Source organism: Pseudovibrio sp. Ad37, from assembly GCF_001623075.1.
In the GTDB taxonomy this organism is placed as follows: Bacteria; Pseudomonadota; Alphaproteobacteria; order Rhizobiales; family Stappiaceae; genus Pseudovibrio.
Genome location: NZ_LMCF01000168.1, coordinates 68,098 through 85,232, shown reverse-complemented (window position 1 = coordinate 85,232; position 17,135 = coordinate 68,098). Strand labels below are relative to the sequence as shown.

The 17,135-nt window shown below is 48.6% G+C and carries 17 protein-coding genes; 9 read left to right on the top strand and 8 right to left on the bottom strand.

The annotated features are described in order from the left end of the window. Positions 1-65 precede the first annotated feature (65 nt). Together PsAD37_RS20375 and PsAD37_RS20370 are read right to left on the bottom strand one after the other, a co-directional pair. On the bottom strand, positions 66-917 hold the full coding sequence (locus PsAD37_RS20375; RefSeq protein WP_063297697.1) for a carbon-nitrogen hydrolase family protein: 852 nt from the start codon (positions 915-917) through the stop codon (positions 66-68). Between the two features lie 24 nt (positions 918-941). Continuing rightward, positions 942-1,820: a MurR/RpiR family transcriptional regulator gene (locus PsAD37_RS20370; protein ID WP_057463690.1), complete on the bottom strand. Its 879-nt coding sequence runs from the start codon at positions 1,818-1,820 to the stop codon at positions 942-944. Positions 1,821-2,424: 604 nt separating this feature from the next. Between PsAD37_RS20370 and dctP the strand changes: the two genes are divergently transcribed. From dctP to PsAD37_RS20345, 4 genes are all read left to right on the top strand, one after another. Continuing rightward, the gene (gene dctP / locus PsAD37_RS20360; RefSeq protein ID WP_063289337.1) at positions 2,425-3,459 is read left to right on the top strand and encodes a TRAP transporter substrate-binding protein DctP; all 1,035 of its coding nucleotides are present in this window, start codon (positions 2,425-2,427) and stop codon (positions 3,457-3,459) included. Positions 3,460-3,544: 85 nt separating this feature from the next. Beyond that, a complete protein-coding gene (locus PsAD37_RS20355) occupies positions 3,545-4,147 on the top strand; it encodes a TRAP transporter small permease (RefSeq protein ID WP_063297695.1) in 603 nt (200 codons plus the stop codon). After that, positions 4,144-5,433, top strand: a complete 1,290-nt coding sequence (locus PsAD37_RS20350; RefSeq protein WP_063297694.1) for a TRAP transporter large permease — start codon at positions 4,144-4,146, stop codon at positions 5,431-5,433. Before PsAD37_RS20355 ends, PsAD37_RS20350 begins: the two co-directional genes overlap by 4 nt. Positions 5,434-5,828: 395 nt before the next feature. Continuing rightward, entirely contained in the window at positions 5,829-7,193 is a 1,365-nt protein-coding gene (locus tag PsAD37_RS20345) for a TolC family outer membrane protein (RefSeq protein ID WP_063297693.1), read from the top strand. A 132-nt stretch (positions 7,194-7,325) separates the two neighbouring features. Here PsAD37_RS20345 and PsAD37_RS20340 read toward each other — a convergent pair whose 3' ends face one another. From PsAD37_RS20340 to PsAD37_RS20315, 6 genes are all read right to left on the bottom strand, one after another. Beyond that, positions 7,326-9,551 carry an FHA domain-containing protein gene (locus PsAD37_RS20340; RefSeq protein ID WP_063297692.1) on the bottom strand — a complete coding sequence of 742 codons (2,226 nt, stop codon included), beginning with the start codon at positions 9,549-9,551 and terminating at the stop codon, positions 7,326-7,328. Between the two features lie 180 nt (positions 9,552-9,731). After that, entirely contained in the window at positions 9,732-10,022 is a 291-nt protein-coding gene (locus tag PsAD37_RS20335; RefSeq protein WP_063297691.1) for a hypothetical protein, read from the bottom strand. Between the two features lie 25 nt (positions 10,023-10,047). Next, complete coding sequence (locus PsAD37_RS20330; RefSeq protein ID WP_063297690.1) at positions 10,048-10,287, bottom strand: EscE/YscE/SsaE family type III secretion system needle protein co-chaperone; 240 nt, start codon at positions 10,285-10,287, stop codon at positions 10,048-10,050. A 34-nt stretch (positions 10,288-10,321) separates the two neighbouring features. Further along, positions 10,322-11,002 carry a Crp/Fnr family transcriptional regulator gene (locus tag PsAD37_RS20325; RefSeq protein WP_244272549.1) on the bottom strand — a complete coding sequence of 227 codons (681 nt, stop codon included), beginning with the start codon at positions 11,000-11,002 and terminating at the stop codon, positions 10,322-10,324. A gap of 477 nt (positions 11,003-11,479) precedes the next feature. Then, positions 11,480-11,854, bottom strand: coding sequence for a hypothetical protein (locus tag PsAD37_RS20320; protein WP_063297688.1), 375 nt, complete (start codon positions 11,852-11,854; stop codon positions 11,480-11,482). Between the two features lie 65 nt (positions 11,855-11,919). Continuing rightward, positions 11,920-13,209 carry an HrpJ domain-containing protein gene (locus tag PsAD37_RS20315; protein WP_063297687.1) on the bottom strand — a complete coding sequence of 430 codons (1,290 nt, stop codon included), beginning with the start codon at positions 13,207-13,209 and terminating at the stop codon, positions 11,920-11,922. A gap of 213 nt (positions 13,210-13,422) precedes the next feature. Here PsAD37_RS20315 and PsAD37_RS20310 point away from each other — a divergent pair, with 213 nt between their 5' ends. The 5 genes from PsAD37_RS20310 to PsAD37_RS20290 all read left to right on the top strand — a co-directional run bounded on the left by PsAD37_RS20310 (position 13,423) and on the right by PsAD37_RS20290 (position 17,104). After that, on the top strand, positions 13,423-13,821 hold the full coding sequence (locus PsAD37_RS20310; protein WP_063297686.1) for a hypothetical protein: 399 nt from the start codon (positions 13,423-13,425) through the stop codon (positions 13,819-13,821). A gap of 15 nt (positions 13,822-13,836) precedes the next feature. After that, positions 13,837-15,483, top strand: coding sequence for a hypothetical protein (locus PsAD37_RS20305; RefSeq protein ID WP_208991998.1), 1,647 nt, complete (start codon positions 13,837-13,839; stop codon positions 15,481-15,483). A gap of 75 nt (positions 15,484-15,558) precedes the next feature. Further along, positions 15,559-15,939 (top strand): hypothetical protein, encoded by a 381-nt coding sequence (locus PsAD37_RS20300; RefSeq protein ID WP_063297709.1) that lies wholly within the window; start codon positions 15,559-15,561, stop codon positions 15,937-15,939. Positions 15,940-15,944: 5 nt separating this feature from the next. Next, positions 15,945-16,319: a hypothetical protein gene (locus tag PsAD37_RS20295; RefSeq protein ID WP_063297684.1), complete on the top strand. Its 375-nt coding sequence runs from the start codon at positions 15,945-15,947 to the stop codon at positions 16,317-16,319. Positions 16,320-16,552: 233 nt separating this feature from the next. Then, positions 16,553-17,104: a hypothetical protein gene (locus PsAD37_RS20290; protein WP_063297683.1), complete on the top strand. Its 552-nt coding sequence runs from the start codon at positions 16,553-16,555 to the stop codon at positions 17,102-17,104. The last annotated feature ends 31 nt before the right edge of the window (positions 17,105-17,135 follow it).

Here is a 17,135-nt window from a genome sequence, read left to right as displayed (position 1 = left end):
TCCCCTCCAGAAAGTTGCTTTGTTGCAACCGATACTAGAGGGAAAACTGATGGGAATAGAGCTAGCTATTGGTTGAGCAGCTCAGGTTCCTGATGCTTGAGCTGGGAGTAGTCTTCCAGCAAATCTTTGCGGAATGTGTAGTCTTTGCGCACTTGATCAATTACAGCCGTATCCAGCTCAAAGCTCTCAAAATGCTCGTTGGTTTGAGGGAAGATTGTGCGCGGTGTGTTCTCATCTGTCCAGGGAGGACAGAACGTGGAATTACCGAAGTTCTCGCCAGCGCGATTGAGGCTGAGGAAGAAGATCTGGCTTTCCAGAGCGCGGGTGACCACGAAGTCGTGCCAGCTGAAGAAGCTTTCATCCCGGGCATACGCGCCGCTGTGCAGGATCAGGTCAACGCCGTGTTGCAGGGCCAGTGTGCGGCTGAGTTCAGGGATGCGGATATCGTAGCAGATGATTGGTGCAACCTTTATGCCCTTTACGGGAAATGAGAAAAGGTGGTCGCCTTTTTCGAAGTATTCCTTCTCCATGGACGCGCCATACTGACAAATGTGGAGCTTATCGTAGCAGCCAATGACAGCTCCGTCCGGCCCGACAGCGACCTGAGAGATCTTATAGTGATCCTCTGCTTTGCGTGGCATGCCGAAGACGATTGTGGTGTTGTGCTGTTTTGCCAAAGCGCCAAATGCTTTGACGGAGGGGCCGTTCAGGTCTTCTGCCAGCACGCTGAGTTCAGCAAAGGCAGCTCTGGAGTAATCAACGGTCGAAAGCTCAGGTAGAACAACCAGATCATGTGGCTTTGCAGTGAGTTGCTGATGCAACTTGGCGGTCACGGATCGCACGTGTGCGTCTCGCTGGTCTGCTGTGGTCATCGCAGGAATGTTGATCTGACCGGCAAGGAGACTGAGCTTTGTCATAGGGTATTCCGAGTTCTTATTGGTTTATTGGTCTGGCCAGTATTCGCCGAGTTCATTGCGGCAGCGTTCCAGCCTTGTGATGTTGTCGATGACGACCTGCCCGCTATCTGCCACCAATAAGCCAAGGATCATTTCCAGAAGGGCCGCAGTGGCGACGTAACTTTCAAAGAAATGCGGGCTTTGAACAGGTGTGAGCAGGAGGTCGGTTGAATAAGTGGCAAGAGGAGATGTTCTGGTATCGGTGATGCCGACGACCGTTGCACCCACTTCATAGGCCCGTTTTGCAACGAGTACAGTGTCTGCAGCGCATGGGTTCAGGGAGATTGCGACGACAACGTCATCGGCGTTGATGTACTCAACCTGATCTGCGATTTCGCCATTCTTGCGATTGATGAGCCGCCAATTGCGAAAACACATGGAGGCAACATAGTGTAGGTAATTTGCGAGTGAGTGAGATGCATGCATACCAACAACAACCACGTTCCGGGCGGTGGCCAGAGACGAGACGATTTGTTGGAGATGATCCCGGTCGACAGTGTCGAACAAATGCTTCAGATTGCCAAGAGCTGCGCTTTTGAAACTTTGCAAAGAGGCTTCAATATCCGAGGTTCCATGTGTGGCCTGTAGCTCTCCGGCTCGGGATGGGTAGTTGGAGGAGAAATCCTCGAACCCGCCGCGATAGACATCACGCAGGGCATTGTAGGTTCCAAACTCAAGAGATTTTGCAAGTCTGTTCATGGTGGGAGGAGGGACGTCTGCACGGGCTGCAACCTGACGCATGGACAAGGTGGCAACATCACTTGGATATTCCAAGACATAAGCCGCGCTCTTTTTGAGCTGCTTGCTTAGATTTGGATAGGCTTTCGTGAGTTGATCAACCGTCTCCTGGTAGCTTTTCGTCATAGTTTCCCCTCCCAAACGAATCATTGTTTTAAATTTTTTGGTGCAAATGGATCAAATGTATCAGCCACTCAAAATTCTCGATTTTTGCGTGTAGCGTTTCTGCATCTTCGATGTTCCTCTCGATTTTCGACCGATATTATATTGATATATCAGTGTCTTTTTTTGATGCAGAAAATTGCTGCTGCCATTTGGTTTGCCTAAAACCCTGTAATTTGAAGAGCTTTCCGCCCAAAATTTCTTCAAATTCAGTAGATATGACTAGTTCATAAGGTGACAAATGGTCAATAGTGAAAAAAATATGGATCATTTGAATTATATCTAGTATGTTTCCCGAGTTAGTAAAAGTATGCATGTGAAACGCACTGCGCTTTATTGCCAGTTCTTCGCATCTATTCGGCACAAGGGGATAAGCACTTACAGGGACATCACTCATCAAGAGCAATGAAAGATGTTTCTGATCGCGGCCCCTGAGCTGTAGCAATCTAAAAATCTTGAGTGACACGATTTGACGCAAGTCACATGTGTTGCGAGAGGCATAATCGGCCATCCGGGAGCCAATGATAAGCAATAGATGCGTATCTGGATGGTTATTAGGGAGACAAGAATGAACAAACCTAGCCTTAAAACTGTATCAAAGGGTTTCCGTCGCGTATTGAGCGTAGGTGCAGCAAGTGCAATTGCTTTGACACTGGCGTCCTCCGTATACGCTGCTGATCTGCGTCTGAAAATCGCTGGTACGGTACCTGTCGATCACGAAGGCACCAAAATGCTGAAGCAGATCGAAAAGGAAATTGAGGCTGCTGATGTTGGCCTGAAAGTTTCTGTCTTCCCTGCAAGCCAGCTCGGTTCCGGTGAGTCTCTGGTTGAAGACACCATCCGCGGTAACGTGGACTTTGTGATGGCGTTCATCTACTCCCACAAAGATCCAGTGCTCGACATCATGTCCATGCCATACCTGTTCACCAGCTGGGATGATCTGGAAAACGTGATGTTGAACCCAGATTCTGAGTACAACAAGATCATCAACGAGCGTCTTGAGAACCTCGGTCTGAAGCTGTTCAACCACAACCCTGAAGGTTTTGTTGGTGTTGTTGCGAATAAAAAGCCTGAAGACTATGCAGGCTTTGGCGACAAAGGCATGAACATCCGTGTCTGGTCTTCTGCTGTTGTTAAAGACATGGCAGAAACTCTGGGCTACAACACCACCACGATGGCTTGGGGTGATATGTTCCCTGCAATGCAGTCCGGTATTGTTGACGGCACCTTGTGCTGCACCAAGCAGGCTGCTTACACCATCTTCGCAAAGTCCAATGTTGGTAAGTACTTCGTAGAGTACAACGCGATCTCTGAAATCAACTCTTTCTATGGTTCTCTGAAAACCTGGAACAAGATGAATGATGAGCAGAAAGCTGTTGTGAAAGCTGCGTTTGATAAAGCTTCCAAGCAGTACTTCCAGTTCAACAAAGAGAACGATGCGAACTTCAAGCAGAAACTCGTAGAGTCCGGTTACGAAGTCCTGAGCTTCACCCCTGAGCAGGAAAAAGTTCTTGCTGAGCGTGTACGTGAAAAAGTTTGGCCTGCAATGGCTGAAGTTGTTGGTCAGGACACCATTGACCGTCTGAAGAAAGACTTCCAATAAGCCCTTCTCTTCAAGGCCGGCGCATACCCTGCGCCGGCCTTTTCTATGACTTATTTGGTTTCAAGAAACGAAGGGCAAATATCAGATGAGTATTCTGACGAGCGAACTTCCAAGGCCAGTGGCTAAACCGCTGAACGGCGTCATTAAACTGATGAACTTCATGATTACAGCCGGCGGTGTAATCATGGCGCTCACATTTTTTATGGTTGTGATTGTCCGTTATGGTTTTGGTGGCAACCTTTTTGCCTATGAAGAATGGCTGATGACTGTCAGCTTCTGGATGTTCTTCATGGCTGCTGCTGTCGCCTCAGCACGCAAAGAGCATGTCAACGCAGACGTGCTTGGCTTTCTGATCAAAAACCCGCGCGTCATATGGTGGCGTGAGGTGACTGTAGAAATCATTGAAATTGGCGTTTTGAGTGCGGTCACGTATTGGGGCTGGCTCATGCTTGAGGAAGAACTTGCCTCCTACCCAATGTGGCAGACGACCGTTGCGCTGAAGATTCCATTCTTTGCGCCTCGATTAGCTATTTTCCTGGGCTTCCTGTTCATGACCATGTTCGCCGTGCTGCATTTTTATCTGCTGCTGCGAAACGGTCCCAAATGGCCGGAACGGGAACCCCGCGAAATTGCGGAAAACGTACACCCTGAAGAAGAACCAATAAAAGCTCAAGGGGCAGCGCAATGATTATTGTTGGGTCAATTGCCATTCTATGCGGCCTTTTGCTGCTTGGTGTAAGCGTACACCTAGCATTTGGCGCAATTCTTATTTTCCTTGCCTATATGGGCGGCCATGATGTTGCCGGTTATCTACCAACCGGCCATTGGAAAATGAACAATGTGGTTCTGCTGGCTATTCCGTTGTTCATCATTGCTGGTGGCATTATGGAAAAGGGACGTATTGCTGCGCCTCTTGTCAGCATGGCAGAGCTGTTTGTCGGGCACATCAAAGGTGGTTTGTCTGCTGCGACAGTGCTTGCGTCCGGTGTATTCGGTTCAATTTCCGGAAGTGCAAACGCGACACTGACTTGCATTGGTGGCATCATGATGCCGCATCTGCGCAAAGCTAACTATCCTGAAGGACAGTCTGCTGCGCTGATCGTCAGCGCTGCACCCCTTGGATTGTTGATCCCACCAAGTGCTTCACACATCTTGTATGCCTGGGTCGCACAGCAGTCCGTGTTACGCGCATTCCTCTCCACCGTCATTCCTGGTTTGATCCTCATTACGCTTTTGATCATTGTAAACCAGGTGATGCTGCGCAAGCATAAAGACATCAATCTGGAAAAGCGTCCAGATGACTTCAATTACGAATTTAAGCGTCGAGGCCTGAAGGCGTTTCCTGCATTGATGATGCCCGTTATCATCCTCGGTGGGATCTATGGTGGCATCATGACACCAACAGAAGCTGCAGGTGTTGCTGTTGTTTATGCGATCCCTGTTGCGATCTACGTTTACCGTGGTCTGACCTGGAAAACGTTCCGTGAAACCATTTTGAACTCAGGCATCACCATTGGTGTTGTTATGGCGATGATCTTCATGGTGTTGATCGTCAGTCGCTTCCTGATCTTTGAAGACATCCCAGCGATTGCAGAGGAGTTTGTTTACTCCGTCTCTGAAGATCCAATCATGATCTTGCTGATGGTGAATCTGGTGATGATCATCATCGGTATGTTGATGGATGATATCTCTGGTATCCTGCTCTCAACTCCGCTGCTGCTTCCAATCGTGCAGGGCGTTGGTATGGACCCGATCCATTTTGCGGCTGTTTTGGGTGTGAATCTGGGCATGGCGAACATTACGCCGCCGACTGCTCCGCTGCTGTATCTGGGATCCAAGGTGACGGATACCTCAGTTGACAAGATGCTGAAGCCGACGTTGATGTTCATCTTCTTTGCATGGTTGCCAACACTGGTGCTGACCACGTTCATTCCGCAGCTGGCCCTGTACATTCCAAACCTGCTGCTGAACTAAGCGCTTTGCAAATGATGCAGATTTTAAAGAGGCGGATGTTGAGGCATCTGCCTCTTTTTTTGTGAGGGAGACTTTATGAAAATTGAGGGGGGATAGACGTGGACTAATATAGAACCAGTCCTAACAACTGAAATTTAAACTAATCCTTAACTGTCTTAAGTGGCTGCAATAAAAGTTTATTGTCTGTTCAAAAGCGATTTCTACAAGTTCAACTACACGTTTTGAGGGTGTGACTTACTTTGTCTGGAAAGGTACTAGATGAAATATTCTAGTTTAATTTACATAATAATATTTACTTTCCAGTTCAGCCAATAATCCTCGTTTTGTGAGTGAGATGCTGTCTTTGGCCGCTACAGAAGTGTCGCCAAAGTGGAAAAGTCATTGGGGTGTAGGCAATGCATTTTCGAGGTACTTCTGTTGCACTGTTCATGTGCGCGTTGGGGGTGACGTCTGCTCATTCTGCGTCTTTACGTGATACAGTTGAAACCGCCGTTCTCACTAATCCAGACATTGTAGAGTCCGCTGCAAACAGAAGGGTACGTGATCAGGAATTGCGTGCTTCTCAAAGTGCGTTCATGCCGAAGTTGAGTGTGAATGCTTCTTTTGGTGCGGAGCGCTTGCGCAGGGCACAATCCAACACCACTGAGCAATGGCGTGGAGCCAAGCAGGTGAGTGTTGAAGCAGAGCAGCTGTTGTTTGACGGCTTTGGCTCAGTGAATGAGATCTATCGCCAGAGCGCCCGTGTTGATGGTGCTGCTCTGCGTGTTCTGGAACGCTCTGAAGCGATTGCACTTGATGCTGTTGAAGCCTATGTCGATGTTGTGCGTCATCAGAAGATTCTGAACAAATCCAAAGAGAACACTGCACTTCACCAGCGTCTCGCACGTGAAGTAAAAGAACGTTACGATGGCGGTGAAACTGGTGCCGCTGATCTTGCTCAGGTGCAAGAACGCGTTGCCGCCACTCGCATGATTACAGCAAGCGTGCGTAAGTCATTGCTGGATGCAATGGCGAAGTATCGCCGCGTCGTTGGTGTTGCTCCAAGCAATCTGGGTGCTGTTTCTGCTGCAAACTCAGCTGCTGCAAAGAGCTTGTCTTCTGCGCTGGCAATGTCTCGTCAGAGCAATCCACTGATCTTGTCTGCAGAGGCTGATACGGATGCTGCTGGTTTTGCTGTTGAGCAGAGCAACTCCTCCTTTATGCCACGGGTTACTCTGAATGGGTCTGCCAATTTCGGAGATGACCTGAATGGTTATGAAGGTCGTAGCGATGACTACCGCATCATGGTTCGCCTGAAATGGAGCCTTTATAATGGCGGCTATGACAGTGCGATGCGTGGTCGTGCGGTTGAGCAGCATGCAGAAGCACAGGCACGTGTTGATCGTATGCGCCGCGAAACTGATGAAGCTGTTGAGCAGGCATGGGCGTCTGTGCAAACAACACGCGAGCGCATCTCCGCTCTGCGTCAGATAGTTTCTGCCAACCAGCGTGTTGTGAGCGGCTACCGTCAGGAATACAACATTGGTCAGCGCTCATTGCTGGATGTATTGAACGCTGAAAACGCGTTGTTTAACAGCCGCATTGATCTGATCTCTGCAGAATATATTCTGAAGTTCTCTACCTATCAGCTGCAAGGTACCACCGGTAACCTGCTGGCGATGTTCAACATCACTCCACCAGCAGAATCAAGAGCGGACCGCCGCGGGAACACATCGATCTTCCCTCAAGCTGCGGGTTTCCAGATTGAACCACTTAGTTAAGGTGGTGCTGGATGATGATGGCTCTTATAGTCAAGTAGACGTTGTGGCCTAAGAAAAAGCCAGGTCTCATATGAGATCCGGCTTTTTTTTATGTTTGTACAGTAAATACTCTACTGTTTGTTGAGGGATGGTTTACTGCCTCGCGTTTGCTTCGCGGACGACCCAGGCTGTCTGATCGCCATATAACGCAACAGAATATCCTTCATACTCGCGGATCAAAGCACCCAGCTCGCCAACGGCAAGGAGGCGGCTGCTTTGGTCGATGGACTGGCCGATTTTGTAGCGTTTGTTTTCGCTGTTCAAAACATAACGCTCGCCGATCAGGCTCGCTCCGGTGACAGTCAGAGACGGAGATGAGAGGTCCCGCGTCAGGAAGCGGATGAAACCAGGGTTTCGCAAGCTCTCTCTGATGAAGTTGGAGTAGGGGATCAAATCAATGTTGTTGCTTTTTTCTGATCTGATCAGGCAGTCGCGTGTTGCAGCTGGATTGACTGCAGCTTCCAGAATGTAGCGCTGGCGTTCCTCAGGAAACGTTGTGAGAGCGAGGCTTTCGCTGCTGCTCAGGATATCGAGCCACAGTACAGTCACAGGGATCTGTGAGACTGGTACTGAAAGATTTTCAGAGCAGAGAGGTCCCTCAGAGGGCGGCGTTACAAGCAAGGGCAGGAAGTTCTTTTTTAGCTCTTCAGGTATCACGCCTTTGGCCTTAGCGGATTCCATCCAAGCAAGGAACACGACTTCAGCTGCTTCGTTAAGCTCAGGATCGTCCAGAGCGACGTTTTGGAACCGGACATCTGCTTTACTTTGAGAGATTACGCCCTGTTGCTTTTCGCTTTTAGCTTCCAACTTTCCGTTTGTCGTCTGCTGGCCTGCATCTGTTTCTTCTAACACTGTCGGCTGACTGGTTGGTGACGTTGATGCTTGAGCGGATGCAATGCCGATGCTGCTTAGCAAACGTTCAGTTGCTTTTTGAAGCGGCGTTGCAGGTGCTTCAGGGCCCGTTTTGCGTTGTCCTGCCGCATTGCTCTTGGCGAGGCGGCTGGAAGATTTTTGATTTGGTTGGCTAGGTACAAAACCGTCTTGCTGTTTGATTGCCCGCGCCAGTTCCAATACTTTGGTTTGGCGTTCTTCTACCGGTTCATTCGTGAGTGGATCAACAGCAGCAAGCAGAGGCTCAATACCACTATCAAAGTTGGCTTTGAGATCTACGACCTGCCCGTTTTCTTGTACCAACTTGACGAGAGAACGCAGTGGAATAAACGTAGCGTACTGCCTGGAGTATGAGCGTAAGAAGCCAGACCAGCGATCAATATCCTGGCTTGCTATGATACCGCTGACTTCAAGAGTTTCATCATCGAGACGGAAGATGATGGTGTCATCAATCAAAGCACGCTTGGCCAGCTTGCGCACATCCAGAAGATAATCATCTGCAGTTTTGATGTTTGATGTTACGCCGGAGATGCCATTCAACCCGCGTAGGTCCGCGATTAGCTGGTCAGCACTTGTTTTATCGAGAACAGAACCGCTCAGGGTTAACTCTCCGTCATCTGCAAGTGCGAAGCTTACGTTGGATCCACGAGATTGCAGATACCCGGCAATATCTTTTTTCAGTGTTTCGATGACGCGCACGCGCAAGCGGACAGGTACTTCAGTGCGTTCTACTGCCTCTGTGATTGCCCGGCGCTGAACAGGTTCGCTGACATAGCCTGTCAGATAGATCTGATCATCCACGTCCTGACGCAGGCTCAGTCTTTCTGCAAAGGGGAGATCTGCCAGAGCGATACGCACTGCATCAATGCCGCCATTAGGGAGGGCACTTGCTGTGCGAGGAGATATTTTGCCCGAACCAACGAGGTAAAAACCACCAAGAACGACGGCGCTTGCAACTGTTGCAAAAGCTATGCGTTTGCGGTGTTTTGCAATTGGAGCAAATATCGCGTCAACGTGCTTTGCATTCTCGCCAAGGATTGAGTTTGCTGCAGAGTTCTCTGCTGTTTGCTCGTCATCTTCATGGGGAGCATTCAATGCTTTGCTTAGTGTTGCCCATTGAGCGTTTTTGGCGCCAAGTGCAATTTTGATGACACCAATGCTGATGACATCAAGAGGCTCAATCTCGACCCATTCGTCATTGCCACTACTTAGAGAGACACCGTTTTCTGTCCGGACATCTCCTGCCTTTGCAGAGATTTCGATTTTGTTGTCTTGCAGGCGTAGCTGCATATGGCTTGCGGCAACGCTCAGATCTGCCAGTTGCAAATCGTCGTTTCTGTCCGAACCAAGTGTATACTCACCCGGCTCGAGCATGACTTCCGCGCCAGCCTGTTGGCCTACAAGAATTTTGAGGATGAGTTTACCCATTCGCCGTCCCACCTAAACAAGCGCTGGAGTTCGCCAGATTGACTATTTGCCAAAAGCGAACTGGAAAATGCCATGGAATGTCAACGTTCGGGAAGACCGAACCTGTCTCATGGACCTGAATATACAAAGGCTCTCTTCCACACTCGCTTTGGCCACCGGAAGAGAGCCTTTTAAAATGATTTAGGCAATGTTACGTGCGCAGGCTTTGACCATATCGGCGTGCGCCTTCACCATGCTGGTTCGTGTCTGACCCATGGTGGTGTAGGTGTTCACGAGCAGCTGCAGCGTGAACATCTTCTCTGTTTCTGCTAAGTTAGAGTCTTGAGCTTGAATGATCTTGGCATTGATCTTGTCCATCTCTGACTGAAAGCGCACGCTGATGTCGAGCGCGTTCATACCAGCTTTGTTTTCTAATGCTTTCTCAACGGTTGAAGTATACGGGGTATCTATACCTGTGACAAAACTGACCATTTGAAACTCCTGCTTTTACGCGGCTCTAATTCTGGACTGGAAATTTGCGCAGGACGTCCTGTGCTGCTGTGATGCCGTTTATCACTGTTTGAATACGTTGGTAGTCAACCTCAGTTTGAGGCTCATTGGACTTTTCACGTATCCAAGAGGAAAGAGCGTCCAATTTCTTTTCGAGTTTTTGGGCATGTTCTGAACCTTGCTGACTTTTTAAAGTCTCTTCCAGATCGGTGACATACATCTCGTTATTGGGGGTTTCGTCTTGCACGCGTTAGTCCTTTGTTGCAACGCTTACCAGCTTCTTAAAAGTTTGATTCATTATTGAGCAAGTTCCGCTCCAGCATTGTCCTATTCAGCACAGTGATAGAACGATCCTTAATTTTTATGATGCCAGCGCGCTCCCACTCTTTCAGGCGGCGGTTGATATTGCTGCGTGTTCCGCGCGCCATTGCACCCAGGTCACTCTGGGTAACGATTGCGCCAGAGATCACTGACTTGTCCTTTGGGTTATCGCCCGCAGGTGTGCCGATCGACTCAAGCAAGCTTAACAACGAATGTGCCAGGCGAGCTGAGAGGCTTGGCAGTGACAAGCAGCGTGTCGATTCGATGTAGGAGCGATAGTGTTTCGCTACAACTACAGCCAGCGCGCGACAGATCTCGGCACTCTGCTCGTTGATGACATGAAATGCAGAGCGTCTGATTTTGTGAACGACTACGTTTCCTAACGCACAAGCTGTATCTGCATGAACAGATCGCTGAAAGACACCTAATTCGCCGAAGCTTTGGCCTGCTGTGATGATGGCATAAAGGAAGGTAGATCCATCTTCGCGCAAGTGACTTAAGCGAACATGTCCGCTCTCAATGATGTAAAGAAATTCAGCATCATCTTCCTGAAGATAGATGTTTTCGCCATTTGAATAGGTTTGGCGAATTGCTGATTGCTCTAAAGATGCACATAATTCATCATTCAGCTCTTGAAACAATGCTGCGTTTTCTTTCCAGCTGCTTTCACCTGAGGATGAGGTGCCAGTATTATGAGCTCTTGATGCGCCTCTACCCAGGCTTGCATCATATACTGCCTTTTCCATAGAAATGTACCGTGTCCTCTTACTTAAATAAGTGCAGCTATTTTAGAGGATGAAGATATACTGGTCTCCGCAGAGCAAATATACTTCGTCTTTTTTTTATTATACCCTACCAATATTCCACCCCAATCTCACTCGTACACAATTGCGAAGAATTGTGCTTCAGAACACGGACAAAACTATAATTAAGACAGCTAATAAGCGAGTCAAGTCTGGCTGTCATCATCTAACTTATATTTTAATGGATATTGACTGTATCCCTCGGGATTGTGATTTTAAGTGCGAAAAAGTCACGATTTCCCTCCGTAATGTGAACAAGTGTGAGACATTATAAGATTGAAACTGGTGTATACCTGCATGCACTGATTGTAGTTTTTATAGTGAACTCAATTCACCTATTAGATAATCGACCGTTTGCTCGAGTTTTGCAGGGCTAAGTTGTCCTGATTCGTAAAAAACCGCCAGATGTAACGTTCCATCTTTAGATTTCCCTGTATGCAGATTGGTTCCAATTTCAGGTTTGAAGCCAGCTCGACTCAAAAGAGCTTCATTTGCTGAATTTTGGTCACCTGTTGTGGTTCGACCAAGGCTGACAACGATGCTGTTGCCACCTTCGACAGGGGTAAACGTCAGTTCACCTGATTGTGAAAGGAGGTAAGACAGACTTCCATCCATCTGCGGAGAAAAGGGGATCTTCATATTGTTTGCGAACGCTTCCAGGCTTGACTGGATGGCACTTGAAAACTGCATTCAATCCTCTCCTTTGTTCTTCCTTGGTTTCATGTTGCAGCAGCTATTGTAATAGCGATGACGGGTCAGTGAACAGTAGCTGACGCGGCGCTGACCTGGGCGAAGTTATCAACCGGCGTAGCGTCGGTTGCTGTTTGATATTGCTCTTCTTCCAGAATTGTCAGCTGCTCTGACAGCACCAGTAATGTCTCGAGTTGTTGATTGCGGATGTTCTCATTGGTGAGGATGGTGTCAGGAACCTCACGGTGCAATGCAAGCAGGTTGTTAGTGTAGTTCAACGATGCGCTGGCCCCAGCAGGGGCGAGTGGCGCAACAAGGCTTTGTGCGTCAGTAGGTGATGTCACTGCTTTGCCCAGATAATGGAACAGTGAGCTTACCAGCTTCTCTGTGCCGAGCTCTTCTACTACACGTGTGAACTCTGAGAAGCTGCGCCCCGTCAGTTTGGTCGCGACATGCACGCCCTCATAGACGGTTCGCAGGCTCTTCAATTTGCCCAGCTCGGTCAGGACCGCTTCCAGATGAGCAGGTTCATCATGTGTGTCAGCAATTTCCAGACCCTGACTTGCCGCGGTTGTAAACAGATCCACAACATCATCAAAAGAGGTGAGGGGCGAGCTTTCATTGCCGTTTACGTCGTGATGCATTGAATGCGTGCGTGCGATCAAATCATTGAACTTATCGAAGATGATTCCGAAGTTTGCTTCACTGCGCAGCATGTCGCGGTAGTGCTCACGGATGACTGCAGGATCGGTTCCCAAATCCTCGGCTTTGTCGTGGGCAAGTTCCGCGACTGCAAAGCCTGCGCGCACGTCTCGACCAGTCTCACCGCTTTCCATGTACTCGCGGGCATTGAGCAGAGCGCCCAGAAGAGCATCATTTGCTCCTGTGGTCTCAAAATGCTCAATGGCGATCTGCAAGGCGGCATACTGGTGAGTTACGTCACCATCAAACTGCTGCAGAAAAGCGAACACGTCCTGAGGGCTGAGTTGTCCAGAACCTTCACCATTGGTGCTCTGATTGTGCTGATAATCCTGTAGCCGTTGAACTAAACCTTGCAGTTTATCCTGAGAGGGCATGTCAGGCAGCTTGTCGTAATAGTCGGCAATCCGCGTGATTGCTTCTATGTTAGCGCCTTGCCCTTGCCTTATTGAACGGCTTTCCAGTGATCTTTTGTCGAGGCGTGAGGATACAGCCTGGCCAATCTCTTCAGCAGCGTCCTTCAGTTTAGATGGAGTATTGAGCTGCATGACGCGCTCAGCGCGGCGCTGTCCTGTGGCTTCTGCAACCAGTGGAGCGCCAACCGGCGACTCAGCGTTGTGAGTGGCAATCGTTGATCTTAAGACCTCTAAGCTCATTGAAAAGTCCTCCGCTGATACTACGAATAAGAATATGTCATTTTCATACTTCTTTTAGTGAAATTGCTTTGTGTCGGGCGACACAAGTGGGCTCACCCATTTTGCTAATTCTGTCATTGCTAAATTTCGATTTTGAAGGTGTGTCGTTCGAAACAGCGGTGCCCCGGTCTACCCGTTTATAGAGGGCGTATAGTGTTTTGATGGGAATGTTGTATGGCGAAGACCGGATCCAGCAAGGAAGAGTTGCTTCCCCAGTTCACTGTAAGTGGTGATGCAGGTGCGTTGAGTGCCTATTTGGATGATGCATTAAGCCTTTGTAATGCTGAGAAGAGCTGGCCTTCAGAAAATGAATGGCAAGATGTGTCTTATCAGATGGTTGCGAGCTTGCAGGAGCTGGTTGATCTTCCTGCCGTTCAGAAAGATCCGGTCGCGCTGAGTTTGATTAACGGACTGCTTGCTTCGAAGAGCTTTGATGGCTTTTTGCAGGGGTATGACGCGATTGCTGAGCATTTCACGAAGCGATTGAAAGACAACGAAAACAATAGCGGTGCTGAGCGGTCTCAGTTTGCGAAGCCCCAAAAGAATGCGGGTCGTACTCGCCTTGTTTTGTGATGTGAGGAGATGAAAATGATTAATGGTGTTGGCTCCGGCTCATCTACCACTGTGGACCCAGATACTCTTGCTCCTCCAAAAGATGACGACACGGCTAAAGCCACCTCCGGTGGTGCTGGTGATGGTGCTCAGGAAAGGGCGGCGGGGCAAGGCCCTGCGCTGCAGGCTGCAGAAACGCAGACCAGTGTTTGGGATAGTTTCTTATCCAACTTACCGGAAGCAGATCCTGATTTTGAGAATCCGTTATTGTTTATTCCGGGGACGCGGGACTATGCGACGGACCCGAGTAAGTACAACGCTTATGTAGCGAGTGTTTTGGTGGATCCGGCTGATACTGTTGCTGATGAGGATCTGCCAGCGAATTATAGCAGTCCATCACCGCAGCAATTTGTGTCCTGGCATCCGGCTGTTCAGCTGCGTTATTTGCGTGATAACTTTTCAGATGCAGATATTCAGGCAGGCCGGACTGTTATTGGTTCGGGATCCAATCAGGTTGGTGTTATTCGCTCTGATGATAAGCGCAGTGTGACTATTGTAAACGAGCTGACAAAGTCGCGTATATTCCAGCTCTCAAAAACAGAACAGGAGCGGTTGGCAGGCAATCCCGTCTTTTTGAACAAGATTGCGCCGCTGTTAGATTTGTTGCCACAAAATGGAACAGATCTGGCGGCCAGCCGTGCTGAGATCACGATCCAGATCTCTAAAGAGATCAATGATATAAAAAGCAAGACACTGGAAAATAGAGCTGACGATGAAGATGTAAGGAAATTCAAAGCTGATCGAAAGGTCTATGAAGATCAGTTGATAATGCTGAGAGACAATGTTCCTAACGCCGGAATTTATTCTCGTTCGGATTTGGCCACCGAAATGCAGGAAATAGTGAAGCGTTTTGAGCGAGCTCATGCCTACTTTGATGTGAAAACACCAAATCGACATGGTACGCTGAAATTGGCAGATGACTTTGTGACCCCAGACAATAACAAATCGATTAAGCGTGGGTATGCTGTCTTTATCAAGCAGGAGCAGCGTATCCTGGCGCTAAAACAAGCAGAGCAACAGATGTTGTCGGCGGGTGGAATTACAAATTCAGATGGCACAATCTCTCGATTGGATTTGCCGACGCTGGTGGCGCTTATTCAGAATCAGGCTAGCTTAAAACAGCAGGCAATCATTACGATGAGAACTGAGCAGTTAACTCAGTTGAACCAGCTGTCTCAGGCTTATGCGGAGATGCAGCGAATTGTGAATGAGACACTCAAGAAGTTTGAGAAAACGGGCAAAGATGCTGACCAAGAAACTAAGGATCTACAACAAAGCCTTGGCTTATCTAGCAGTTACTCTACAGCGGTAGTCTTAATGTTTGACGATTGGGCTGCGGCTCGTCCTCATCCTGTTGAGAAGGAATTCAGTATTACGCGGCCAAGTCATGATATCTTGAGTAATGGTCCAAGCGGTAGCGGAAGTCTGAATAAGTTCAAACGTACACAATGGGAGCGCTTCTCAACGCAGTTGAGTGATGCGGTGACACTGCTGAATCCTCAGTTGCTGACCAACGATATCAATCAGGACAACCGTGAACAGAACCGTTCGTACGAACAGGCGACTGGTACTGTGCGTCGTAGTTTTGATCTGAACATTCAGATTGCGCGTGGTTTCTCATAAAACTGCTTTTTGTGATGGCGGCCTTGGCATGTAAGTCAAGGATGCATTTTGTTTTGACTGGGTATGGGTTTCGGAATGCGGGTTGCATCAATTATAATTGGCGTGAATGAGGTTTCCAACTGGAAGGTTGAAGACCAGATTCAATTGCCAGAGGGCAAAAAGCTTGCTCCTGTGTTTTTGCCAGAAGTACGGCCCTTAAATGAAGTTTTGCACCGTCCGACGCTGGATGAGCGTCTGCCTTCTCTCTTGTTGCCGGATTTATCTGAAACAGATATTCTTTTGCCGACTGAGCTGAGCGAAATGCGCAAGGAACTTCAGCGTTTGTTCGCTGCGGCAGCTTTACGAGAGCAGGGTGAGCGGCAGCGTGTTCTAAAAGGTGTTGCAGATCTGTTGATGGGTGATGTTTTGCTTGATGAAGACCTGCAGGCCGCACTTGCCATGTTGTTGCAAGGGTAAATTTGATGACAGCGCTTAACAGTCGGCAGCGGGACTTTCTTCTTCTCAGTGTCTACATCATGACGCAAAACTGCAAGTATGCAGAAGCGCTCACTATGGTGCAGGGTATGATGGTGATGGAGGATCATTCTAAAGACGTGCTTCTGGCCCGCACGGTTCTGCTTTTCCTTCTCAACCGTTTTGACGTGGCACTCGAAAGTCTGCGAGAGCTGGATCTGCTGGATCCACTTGAGCAGTTTGGCAAATATACGCGCAGTGATGAGCAGTCCATGCGCCATTACATTCGTGCGCGTTGCCTTTATACGCTCCATGATGCCGATAAGGCTAAGGATGCGATTGATATCTATCTTGGTAATCGCCGGCAAAAACTCTCCCAATAACTCCAGATTGTGATCGAAGGGGAAGGTTTTCTTCTTCCTCTTATGCAGACTGAACTGCCTTTTGTTGGTGGCAGATCGATCTGTTGGTTGTGCTCACATGTTAGTGATGCATAAAAAATCACTGCACAATGCGTATTGCCTATTCTTGTGTTCTGTTTGGCACAGAACACCTTCTGATTGCGCTTTATTATTTTTTTAAATGCTGAATTAGTCAGAGATAAAGAAAGAGCGCCATGTCACTTCTCGATATGCCTAAACAAACACCAGAGCTCTTTGCTGAGACGATTAAAGAGATCGCTGAGCCTCTAATGGAGCACGTTGATTCACTGGGTTTCAAAGATGAAACATTCTACCAGTTGTTGAAGCAGGGTGTCTCCATATCTGAGATGCTGGGTTTGTCAAAGGAAGAGCTCGCAGCCGTCTATGAAATGGCTCGCCGGAACATTTCTGTCGGTCAGGTCGAGAAGGCGAAGTCGCTCTTTATCATGTTGGTGCAGATTGCTCCGATGGAAGAGCAGTACACCTATGGCCTCGCGATGACCTATCAGATTCAGGGTGACGTTCGCATGGCAGTGAAGCTCTATCTGCATTTCATCAGTATGGATGCGACCAACCCGCAGGGGTATTTGCGTCTTGGTGAATGTCTGCTGGCTGCAAAGGAATACCAGGAAGCTGGTGACGCGTTTGAAGCCGCGCTGCGCATGTTTGATGACCCCGTTAAAAATTATGACGACAAGAAGTATGCGCAAACCATGATGAAAAGTGCACGCCAGAAACTGGTCTGACAATAGCTTTGATCCCAATTTTTTGAGCATG